5 protein-coding genes are annotated in these 12,148 nt (G+C 51.1%); all 5 read left to right on the top strand.

The window, feature by feature from the left end; translation table 11 throughout:
- The first annotated feature begins 46 nt into the window (after positions 1–46).
- The 5 genes from ACFQRK_RS07385 (at position 47) to ACFQRK_RS07365 (ending at position 12,100) form a co-directional block, all read left to right on the top strand.
- Positions 47–1,477 carry an arabinose isomerase gene (locus ACFQRK_RS07385; protein ID WP_379005138.1) on the top strand — a complete coding sequence of 477 codons (1,431 nt, stop codon included), beginning with the start codon at positions 47–49 and terminating at the stop codon, positions 1,475–1,477.
- Positions 1,478–1,483: 6 nt separating this feature from the next.
- A complete protein-coding gene (locus tag ACFQRK_RS07380) occupies positions 1,484–4,624 on the top strand; it encodes a glycosyl hydrolase (protein ID WP_379005136.1) in 3,141 nt (1,046 codons plus the stop codon).
- 71 nt (positions 4,625–4,695) lie between these two features.
- Complete coding sequence (locus ACFQRK_RS07375; RefSeq protein ID WP_379005135.1) at positions 4,696–7,776, top strand: SusC/RagA family TonB-linked outer membrane protein; 3,081 nt, start codon at positions 4,696–4,698, stop codon at positions 7,774–7,776.
- 10 nt (positions 7,777–7,786) lie between these two features.
- A complete protein-coding gene (locus tag ACFQRK_RS07370; protein WP_379005133.1) occupies positions 7,787–9,328 on the top strand; it encodes a RagB/SusD family nutrient uptake outer membrane protein in 1,542 nt (513 codons plus the stop codon).
- 9 nt (positions 9,329–9,337) lie between these two features.
- A complete protein-coding gene (locus ACFQRK_RS07365; protein WP_379005131.1) occupies positions 9,338–12,100 on the top strand; it encodes a family 78 glycoside hydrolase catalytic domain in 2,763 nt (920 codons plus the stop codon).
- Positions 12,101–12,148: the final 48 nt, after the last annotated feature.

Raw genomic sequence — 12,148 nt, 5'->3', positions numbered from 1 at the left:
ACTTTTGAATCACCATTTATTAAAACAGTTATAAACAGTATAAACCATGCAATTCACACGGCTGAAAGTCGGCTTATTTGGAATAGGACTTGACGTTTATTGGGATCAGTTTGAAGGCTTAAAAAGTCGTCTGCTTGGCTATATGCAGCAAGTTCACGGGCGTTTGGAAGGCTCCGGCGCAGATATTGTCAATTTAGGACTCATTGATACGGTTGACCAAGCCATGGAGGCAGGTCATCGTTTCCGGCAGGCGGATGTCGACATCATTTTTCTCTACGTGACCACCTACGCGCTGTCGGCTACCGTACTTCCGGTCGTGCAACGCGCCAAAGTGCCGGTCATTGTGTTAAACCTCGCGCCTGAAGCCTCGATTGACTATGCATATTTCAATGGATTGCGCAATCGGCACGATATGACCGGCGAATGGTTGGCTTACTGTTCGGCTTGTCCGGTGCCCGAATTGGCGAATGCCCTGATCCGGTCCGGAATCCGCTTTGAGCAGGTAACGGGTGTGTTGGATGAAACGGATGAATGTTGGGTGGAGGTGGCTGAATGGGTGGAGGCGGCGAAGGTAGCCCATGCAATGGGGCACAATCGGCTGGGTGCCATGGGCACTTACTATTCGGGCATGCTGGATATTTACACCGACATAACCCTGCAACTGGTCACATTCGGTGGGCACATCGAACACCTTGAGGTAGACGAGTTGTCCGCCCTTCGCAAGGCAGTTGCGCCAGGACAGATCCGTGAGCGCGTTGCAGATTTCCGGACGGCGTTTGACGTATGGCCCGATTGCAGTTCCGATGAGCTGGCGCGTGCTGCCCGCACATCCTTGGCGCTCGACCAATTGGTGGCTACTTATCAACTGGGGTCGCTCGCTTACTATTACAAAGGACGCGGTATCCTGGAAAACGAAGATACGATGAGTTCGATCATCTTGGGCAGTACCTATTTAACCGCTAAAGGGATTCCCGTTGCCGGTGAATATGAAATCAAGAATGCGCAGGCTATGAAGATAATGGACAGTTTCGGTGCAGGGGGGTCGTTTACGGAATATTACGCTATGGATTTTGAAGACGATGTGGTGTTGATGGGGCACGATGGTCCGGGGCATTTCCGGATTGCGGAAGGAAAAATCAAAGTAAAACCCCTAAAGGTCTATCACGGGAAAGTAGGCAACGGGCTATCGGTCGAAATGTCGGTCAAGTATGGGCCGGTTACCTTGCTATCGGTGGTGGAAGATGGAAAGGGAAAGCTGTTTTTCCTGGTGGCAGAGGCCGAATCTGTACCGGGGCCGATTCTGGAGATCGGAAATACCAATAGCCGATACCGCTTCCCGATCGGTGCCCGTCGGTTTGTGGAAAATTGGAATAGTTACGGTCCGGCCCACCACTGCGCGGTAGGGACCGGCCATATTGCCCGAAAAATCGAAAAATTGGGAAAACTACTTCAGGTGGAAACCGTTAAGATTTGTTGATAGACCATGAAAATACACACATACACAAATTGGATGGGGTATCTGTTGGCAGGAATGATACTGCTGCAGCTCCAAATCGGCTATGCCCAACAGAAAGCAGCTATTACCACGATCAGCCAGTTGGCCGACAGGATCAAACAACCGGACCGTTCCTACGGGAGTGCCCCACTGTGGGTATGGCATACCGATGTGACCGAAGCTATCATCGATAGCATGATGCATGGATTTAAGGACAACGCCTTTGGCGGTGTGTTCATTCATCCCCGGCCGGGATTGATCACTCCCTATCTTTCCGACGAATGGAATCGTCTTTTTACCTACAGTGTGGCCAAAGGAAAGGAATTGGGACTGGATGTATGGATCTACGATGAAAATTCGTACCCGAGTGGGTTCGCCGGCGGCCACGTGCCGGCCCTGATGCCCGAATCCTATAACCAGGGACAGATGCTCAATTTGACCAAAACCGATCGGCTTCCCCTAGACACAGATCCCTATGTAATTGTGCTCCGCAAAGTACCCGGCGCCTTCATCGATATTTCAGGTCAAAGCGATCGATATGCGGATAGCTCCGGAACGTACTATTTGTTTAAAAAGGCTTTTTATGGTAAATCCCCCTGGTATGCCGGATTCTCGTATGTGGACCTGCTGCATAAAGGAGTGACGGAAAAATTTATTGAGGTCACCATGGAAGGCTACGAGAAATCCTTTGGAAAAGAATTTGGCGGTGTCGTGCCCGGTGTGTTTACGGATGAACCCAACATCGAGGTGCAGGGAAAAGACAACATCCGCTGGACCCCCGACCTATTTGACCGGTTCAAGGAGCGGTGGGGGTACGACCTGGTCCCGCATTTGCCTTCGCTTTATGAGGAAGTTGGTGAATGGCGGAAAATCCGGCATAACTACTACCAAGTATTGCTCCAATTGTTCATCGACCGTTGGTCCAAGCCGTGGCACGCCTATACCGAAAAGAAAGGCCTGGAATGGACGGGGCATTATTGGGAGCACGGTTGGCCGAACCCGAACCACGGCGGTGACAATATGGCCATGTACGCGTGGCATCAACGTCCGGCAATCGATATGTTATTCAACCAGTTTGACGAAGAAAGTCCCAATGCCCAATTTGGAAATATCCGGGCTGTCAAGGAATTGGCAAGCGTGGCCAATCAACTGGGCCGGAAACGGACGTTGAGCGAAACTTATGGGGGCGGGGGATGGGAACTGACCCTGACGGACATGAAACGTCTGGGCGATTGGGAATACGTCCTCGGCGTCAATACGCTTAATCAGCATTTGGCCGATATGACGCTGGTAGGTGCCCGAAAATACGACTATCCGCAGTCTTTCTCGTACCATAATCCCTGGTGGCCTTACTATGCTGCACAGAATCGCTATTTCGCGAGGCTGTCGTTGGCGCTTTCCGTCGGCAGGCAGGTAAATAACATCCTGGTCATCGAACCGACCACATCGGCTTGGATGTATTCCACCTTCCAGTCGGCCAATCCCCGACGGGATAGCATCGGCTATCGGTTTCAATCGTTTGTCACCACGCTCGAACGGTCACAATCCGAATACGACCTGGGATCCGAAAACATCATTAAAGATCATGGAAGTGTACGCAATTCCCGGTTTGTGGTAGGTGAACGCGACTACCGTACCGTAGTGATCCCGCCAGGTATGGAAAACATCGACCGGACCACGTTTGACCTGCTGCTGCAATTTGCAAAGCAGGGAGGTAATCTATTGCTTTTTGAACCGATTCGATACATTGATGGAGCACCGGCGGCGGCAGAAATCGCACAATTGAAAGCAGGAAATGGATTAAAGACTTTCCCTCGGCTGGATGAACAGGCGATCCGCGAACAATTTTTACCGAAGGACCTTGTATTCAGGAATCAGGCCCTCATCCAACCGAATCTGTATCACCACAGGCGGATGCTGGAAGATGGGCAATTGCTGTTTTTGGTCAATTCCAGTTTGGAAGACGATAAAGAAGTCGCCGTGGACGTGCAGGGCCGGCAAGTGCTGTATGTAGATACCGAAACAGGTGAGGCACAGGAATTCCCGAGCGTCTCTTCGGGCACTTATCAATCCCTGCGGTACACCCTTCCCCCGGCAGGGAGTGCCCTGTTTCTGATTGCCAACGAGAAAAAAGAAGGATACCCGGCATGGAAGGCTCCGGCATCCCCCGGCCGCCTGGTAGCCACTTCATCAGGTGAGGCGCGACGGCTGCGGCCGAACGTACTCACCATCGATTTTTGTGACGTAGCCATCGGGGATACGTTAATGCGGGACATTCATACTTTTTTCGCGGCGGATACGGTATTCAAGCATCATGGATTTGCCGACGGCAACCCCTGGAATACATCGGTGCAGTACAAAGACCAGACGATTCAACGGGATACATTCAAACAGGGCACGGGATTCATGGCGAGCTATCATTTCCAGGTGGCCGCCGGGACTGACCTAACGGGATTAAGGGCCGCAGTGGAGCGCCCGCAGCTCTGGCAGGTGTCTATCAATGGACAGGTAGTCGATCCAGTTCCCCGCGAATGGTGGCTGGACCATGATTTCGCGGTATTCGATATCGGCCGGTATTGCAAGATCGGGACCAATACCCTAACCATACAGGCTACGCGGATGAGTGTCCATGCCGAAATCGAACCGGTATACATCCTGGGCGACTTTTCACTGCATTCGCTCGACAAAGGTTGGGGCATTTCGCCTGCCACTCCCTTGAAATTGGGGAGCTGGAAGAATAACGGGATGCCGTTTTACGGACATGAGGTTGCCTACAAAAAGCAGTTTGAAGGTAGGAAGGACCAGTCCTATGTCATAAAGCTCTCAGACTGGCAAGGAACCGCTGCCCTGGTCAAGCTAAATGGCAAACGGGTAGGATATATCCATTACCCACCTTATCAATTGGAAGTACATGAGGGCTTACGGGATGGCCAGAACGAATTGGAAGTCATCGTGGTGGGAAGCCTCAAGAATACACTGGGACCGCACCATGGCAATCCAAGGCCGGGCATGGTCTCGCCCTGGCACTGGCGCAATGCAAAAGTATATCCTGCCGGTAAGGCATACGATACCTATGAATACGGGTTGATGGCAGATTTTGAAGTATGGGAAGTTTCCCCGGGCCGTTAAGCAGGAACGGATCAACCGGGTCATGTACAACGGAAAGATTCATAAACGATAGATCAATAATGAAACAAACTATGAAACAGTCACACATTTCTTATTGGCCTATGCTGAAACGATACCTATTATTCGTTTTGGTTTGGCCGGGTGTATTGTATGGACAACAGCAACGCACGATTACGGGCACGGTATCGGACGATACAGGTCCGTTGCCGGGGGTTACCGTCACGGTCAAAGGTACGCAGGAAGCGACCTTTACCAATGACCAAGGCGCATTTTCAATTTCCGCGCAAGCTGGGAATACACTGGTATTTACATTGATTGGCTATAATCCGCAAGAGGTGGCTGTCACCTCACAGACGGCTTTGTCTGTTAAGATGATACCCGCCACCAGCGATCTGGACGAGGTGGTCGTCATCGGCTATGGTACCCAGCAGCGGCGGGATATCACAGGGGCGGTTTCCAATGTAGACGCCGAAGGACTTAAAGATGTGCCGGTGGGGCAGTTTTCCCAAAAATTACAGGGACGGATAGCGGGTGTGCAGATCAGCCAAACAACCGGACGGCCCGGACAGGGAATGGCCATACGGATACGGGGTGCCGCCTCCATGAACGCCGGAAATACCCCGCTTTATGTAGTGGATGGACAGCCCGTAACCGGGGATATCAACAACATCAATCCGGATGAGATCGAAAGTTTTTCGGTGCTTAAGGACGCTTCCGCAACCGCCTTATATGGATCAAGGGCAGCCAACGGTGTGGTATTGGTTACGACGAAAAGCGGAAAGGGCACCGAAGGTGTCAACGTAAGTGCCTCCGCTTACGGCGGTCTTCAGCATGTGCCCCAGCGCGGGCGGCCCGATGTCATGAATGCTCGGGAATTTGCGCAGTGGCAAAAGAATTTTTACGAGGATAAGATCCGCTATGAAGATTGGGTCGATCCGGCGACGAAATTGGCCGAAATCCCAGCGGACTATCGGAATCCGGAGCAGTACGGCGAAGGTACGGACTGGTATGGCATACTCCTACGGCAAGGGGCACCTATTCAGAATTACTCGCTGTCCGTTACGTCCAACAGCGAGAAATACAGCACAGCGGTAACGGCTGGATACTTTAACCAACAGGGGGTGTTGCTGAATACGGGTTATCAACGGTTCTCATTCCGGGCAAATAATGAGTTCCGGCCACACGAGCGGGTCACACTTGGATTTAACATTGCACCGACCTTGCAATTGGATCACAATACGTTAACCAATACCGATGGGCAGCGTCAGGTCATCGACGGAGCATTTATTACCAGCCCGATTTCTCCCGCGATCAATGAAGATGGCTCACTGCCGATCACCACAAACACGTTCGGCATGTTCCCCAATCCCAATTGGTACCGTGTATTGCGGGAAAAGTTGGATGATTACAAACGCACAAGAGCTTTAGGAAACGTGTTTGCCGAAGTGAAAATCTGGGACGGACTTAAATTCAAGACACGCGCGGATTTTGACCTCGAATCGCGGACGCAGCATAACTTTGCGTCGTCCACGTCGGGCGGTGGGTTGTTTGTTGCGCCTCCACAGCCGGCCACAGGAGCGTATAATACCCGGGGGTACTGGTCGTGGTTGAATGAAAACCTGTTGACCTATGAAAAAACGCTAGGCGATCATCAGTTTGATGTGCTTTTCGGGTACACGGCCCAGAAGTATAGGGAAGAATTCAGCAACATCAATAAAACCGATTTTCCCAACGATGATATACCCTGGTTGAATGCGGGAGCTACCGTCACCGGTGCGGGAAGCAGCACGGCCGCCTGGTCGTTACAATCGTTGATCGGTCGGCTGAATTACAGTTTCAAAGGCCGATACTTGCTTACGGGCGCTATCCGGCGCGACGGCTCCTCACGTTTCGGATCCGATCGGAAATGGGGATCGTTTCCTTCGATATCGGTGGGCTGGATTGCCAGCGAAGAGGGTTTCCTGCGCGATAATCCACATATTTCTTTCTTAAAATTGAGAGCCAGCTACGGATTGGTAGGCAACAACAATATCGGAAACTACCGGTCAATTGCCATGATGGGCCCCACCAACTATGTATTTAACACGGGGTTGGTACAAGGTCTCTCCATCACGTCGCTGGGTAATCCGATCCTGGGATGGGAAACGACCGATCAGCTGGATATCGGCGCAGAAGTAGGCTTATTCAATGACCGGATCAATTTGGTATATGACTATTACCGGAAGGTGACGGATGGCATGCTTTATCCGGTTGAACTGCCTCGGGCTTCAGGCTTCGGATCCGTATGGACCAACGTCGGTACGTTCAAATTCTGGGGGCATGAGATCGGGGTCAGCACGAGAAATCTGGAAGGGGAACTGGCTTGGAATTCGGATCTGAATGTAACTTTCAACCGGAACAAGGCGATGAAGCTGGGAACCAATGATACACCCATCGGCGGATACGGAGACCAAGGCGACTTTAACCGCACGGCAGTGGGGCATCCAATTGGCCAATTCTATGGGTATGTATTTGACGGCGTTTACATGACGCAGGAAGAGTTTGACTCCCAGCCCAAGCATGCTTCTTCACAAATCGGAACCGTGCGGATGAAAGACCTCAACGGCGACAATGTCATCGACAATCAGGACCGTACGTTTATCGGCGATCCAAATCCGAAATTTATATTTGGGTTTAACAACAGCTTCAACTATAAAAACTGGGACCTGAGTTTTCTGATTGCTGGATCCGTAGGCGGGAAAACCATGGCAGCTACTTATGAAAACATCGAAAACCTCGACGGCGTATTTAACGTGCGGAAAGAAATGATCAACGGTTGGCGTTCGCCCGAAAACCCCGGTAATGGCGAGGTGCCCCGTACACTGACAGGTACCACCGCTTTATTCCGGTTTACCAACTCCCGCTGGGTGTATAGTTCCACGTATGCATCGCTCCGGAACATCACGTTGGGCCATACCCTGAAACTCCAAAAACCTTATCTAAGGGATGTCCGGTTATACGTGAGCGTACAGGAAGCATTGATGCTGACCAAATACCCGGGGTTGAACCCCGAGGTGAGTGCGAGCGGAGAAAATCCGCTGCGGTTGGGGGTCGATCAGACCGCTTATCCCGTACCCCGGACGTTTACTTTTGGGCTGAATGTGAATTTTTAAACGTATAGAAATGAACAAGTTAATCATATTTCTTATCCTTGTGATCGGTGTCGGATTGCAAGGTTGCAATTCGGAATTTCTCGACCTGACTCCCGATTCGGAGCCCAATGCCAATGATTTCTACCAGACAGAGGAGCAATTTCAGCAGGCTCTCAATGGTGCCTACCAGCCCCTGCGCTCATTAGTGGGCGAAAGCGGATACCTGATGGGAGAAATGCGATCAGACAATACGCGCTATGATTACTATGCGCCGGATCGTGGCATCCACATCATCCGGCGGGAAAACATAGACGATTTTCTCGATGACTCGCAAAATCAATGGACCAATGACTATTTCAATAACAGCTACGTGGGAATAGCGCGGGTAAACACCATCCTGACCCGGATCGAAAATGCGGATTTCGATCAAGAAGCCAAAGATCTGATTATCGGCGAAGCAAAATTCCTGAGAGCCTATTATTACTTTAATCTCGTGCGGTATTTCGGCGGTGTGCCTTTGTATCTTACCGAGGTTACCAAGGAAGAGGAAGCGTTTTTGCCGCGCGCCAGCGCAGACGAAGTCTATGAGGTGATTATCGCGGATGCCAATGAAGCCATTGCAAAATTACCGGCACCTTCTTTTCCGCAGAACGGGCGGGCGAACAAGGGGTCTGCGTCGACACTGCTGGCAAAGGTTTATATGACACGGCAGGATTTCGCGACCGCGGAGCCGCTGCTGCGCTCAGTTACGACAATGGGTTACGCGTTGTTGCCGAACTATGGCGATGTATTCCGTACGTCCAATAAAAACAGCAGTGAATCGGTATTCGAAATTCAATTTATGATGGGGGATCAAGGGCAGCAAAGCATGTTCATCTATTGGTTTGCGCCAAAGACCAACAACGTGGAGCTGATCACCGGTGTGAAGTCCAATACCCTGAACTACGGAGGATGGAACGTTCCGACAGAAGATTTGATGGAAGCTTATGAAGCCGGAGATTCACGTAAGGCAGCTTCCATCGGTATTGCCGAAGGCGTGATCGCCGAAGATGGCAGCTTTGTCATCGAGGCGGTCAAAAGCAGTGACGGATATACACAGCCAGCCGGCAAGGTGGCCAAACCATTTATCCGGAAATATTTAAACCCGCATAACCGGGAGCGGAATACCGACGATAACTGGCCTGTTTACCGGTATTCGGATGTGTTGCTGTCGCTGGCGGAATGCCTTAATGAAAACGGAAAATCTTCCGAAGCATTGGAGTTTATCAACCAAGTGCGGCGGCGAGCCGGTGCGTCCCTGCCAGCCATCACCACGACAGACCCCACCGAACTGCGGCAGGTGATCGCTCACGAACGCCGTGTGGAACTTGCGTTTGAAAATCACCGTTGGCACGACCTGGTGCGTACTGGAAGGGCAATCGAGGTGATGACCGCACATGGTGAGGAAATGAAGGATCGGTATAATTACATCGTCGATAACGCCTATACCATCACCGCCGAACGGTTGATTTTCCCCATTCCATACCTCGAAATGCAACTGAACGATCAATTGACACAAAACCCCGGCTACTAAAATACAGGTATGAAGCATGGTTTGTTCTTTCTGTGTATATGGTGCATGTCCGTTGGTTCCGTAATCGCGAATACGTTGCCGGTTAGGCTCCGCGTAGATAATCGGGAGGAACCGATGGGCGTGACACCGGAACAGCTCCGCTTTGGATGGCAACTGCAGTCCTCCCAACGGGGTACGATGCAGACCGCTTGGCAGCTACAATTGGCTGCCTCCAAGGATGGATGGGACGAGGAAAGTGCGTTACTGTGGGATTCAGGAAAAGTGCTGTCTGACGGACAGCACTTTATTCCCTATCAAGGTTCTCCCTTAGCTTCGGGACGGCGGTACTTCTGGAAAGTGCGTATTTGGGATCAAGACGGCAAAGCCACGCCTTGGAGCGATGTAACTTCCTTTGTAACAGGTGTATTTCATACAAGCGAATGGGAAGATAGTCGGTGGATCGCCTATGAATCACTGCCTGATACACTGAAGGTCGTGCCGGGCGTACACGGTAGCGGTGATAATTTGGGAAACAAGGCTGTGAAACGGGCGGTGATTCCGTTTTTTCGTAAATCGTTTACGGTTGACAAGCCGGTTGCGGAAGCTTACCTTTTTATCTCCGGACTGGGGCATTATGAAGCTTACCTCAACGGGGAAAAAGCAGGCGATCATTTTCTTGCTCCGGGATGGACGGCGTACGAAAAACGTTGTTTATACAATACCTACTCGGTGAAAGAACAGTTGCGGCAAGGAGAAAATGTATTGGGGGCCCTGGTAGGGACCGGATTCCGTTATATCAATCGCGAACGGTACCGTAAATTAGTCAGGGCAGAGGAATACCCTGTACTTCGCGCAAGACTCCTAATCCGGTACGCCGATGGTTCAGCGGAAACGATTGGCACGGACGATACCTGGCGTACGGATCAATCGCCCATAACGTTTAGCAGCATCTATGGTGGAGAAGACTACGATGCAACCCTGGAGCAACCGGGGTGGAACAAACCGGGATTTGATGCAGCGAGCTGGAAAGCTGTACAGATCGCGGACGGTCCGGACGGGCGTCTGGAGCCCGAGCGGGATCATCCGCTCAAGGTGATGGACGTTTTCGAACCGAAGCGGATTACGACGGTAGGAACGGATTCGTTATTATATGACTTTGGACAAAACGCATCGGGGATCATTCAGTTGGCCGTTGACGGTAAAAGAGGTGATAAGATCCGGATTATCCCAGCCGAAATATTGGACGACGACGGTTTGCCTTATCAGGGAGCTTCCGGTTCACCGTATTATTTTGAATACGTCGTAAAGGGAACCGGCAATGAAAGCTGGCAGCCGCGGTTCACATACTACGGTTTCCGGTACGCATTGGTGACGGTCGAAAGTGAAGGTACTTTGGATCGGGATAACATCCAGTTAACCATGCTGCATACCCGTAACAGCGCGCCCGAAGTTGGCGAATTCCACTGTGCCAACCCGCTTTTTAACCAAATTAACGAATTGATTCGTTGGGGTATACGTAGTAACCTCGCCAGTGTAGCAACGGATTGTCCCCACCGGGAGAAATTAGGATGGTTGGAGCAAACGCACTTAATCGGATCGTCGCTTCGTTACAACTACGATATGTATGGCCTTTACAACAAAATTGTAGATGACATGATCGAAGGTCAGTTGGAGAATGGGTTAGTGCCCGACATCGTACCCGAATATGTGCCCTTTGAGGGAGGTTTCAGGGATTCACCGGAATGGGGAAGTGCTTCAATTATCATTCCTTGGTACCTGTATCAATGGTATGGGGATCGATCCGTATTGGAACGGGCTTATCCGATGATGAAACGGTACCTGGCCTACCTTGGAACCAAGGCAAACGATTACCTGCTTTCTCATGGTTTGGGCGATTGGTTTGATTTGGGGCCCGAAAGCCCGGGGGTATCCCAACTGACCCCAATCGGGTTAACGGCATCGGCGATCTATTTTTACGATGCCAGCCTGCTGACGCAAATTGCAGGGCGTCTGGGCTATAAAGCAGACAGCATCCGCTATCAGACACTTGCCGGCCAGATCAAGACGGCGTTCAATAAAGCATACTTTGATCAAGATCGCGCGGTCTATGCGACGGGCAGCCAGACATCCTTTGCCATGCCCCTATATATGGGATTGGTGGACAGCGCAATGACAAAGCGTGTCGAACAAAACCTGGTTGATAGTATTTTGCACCACAAGAAGGCGCTCACAGCAGGTGATGTTGGCTATCGTTATCTGCTGCGGGCACTGGAAAATGCTGGGGCGTCGCAGTTGATATATGAAATGAATAATCGGGATGATGTGCCGGGGTATGGATTCCAGATTCGTCGCGATGCAACGGCACTCACCGAATCCTGGGCGGCGTTGAAATATGTGTCCAATAATCACATGATGTTAGGCCACCTCATGGAATGGCTGTACAGTGGATTGTTGGGGATACGCGCAGCGGAGGATGGTTTGGGATTCAAATCGATCGATATACGTCCGGCAATTATCGAGGGATTATCCGCAGCAAGCGGACGCTATGATTCGCCCTATGGCCCTATTGAGGTGGCCTGGAAAAATGAACGCGGCAAATTGGAGATGAAAGTGTGTATTCCGCCGAATACGCGGGCAAAGATTTACGTTCCTCATCGTCCGGGTAACGAAATAACGGAGCGTGGAGCTGCTGTTTCCAAGAGCCGGGATATTGAATATATAGGCGACGAGGGGAAGTATGCGGTTATCAACGTAGGATCCGGAACCTATGTGTTTAAAACGGAAATAAATTAGCATGATTTAGGATAACCGCTTTGACTACGCAGGATAGCACAGGTTGCC

The organism is Parapedobacter sp. GCM10030251, assembly GCF_042666505.1.
Classification (GTDB): Bacteria; Bacteroidota; Bacteroidia; order Sphingobacteriales; family Sphingobacteriaceae; genus Parapedobacter.
The sequence above is the reverse complement of the archived record's forward strand: the minus strand, read 5'-3'. Positions and strand labels throughout refer to the sequence as shown.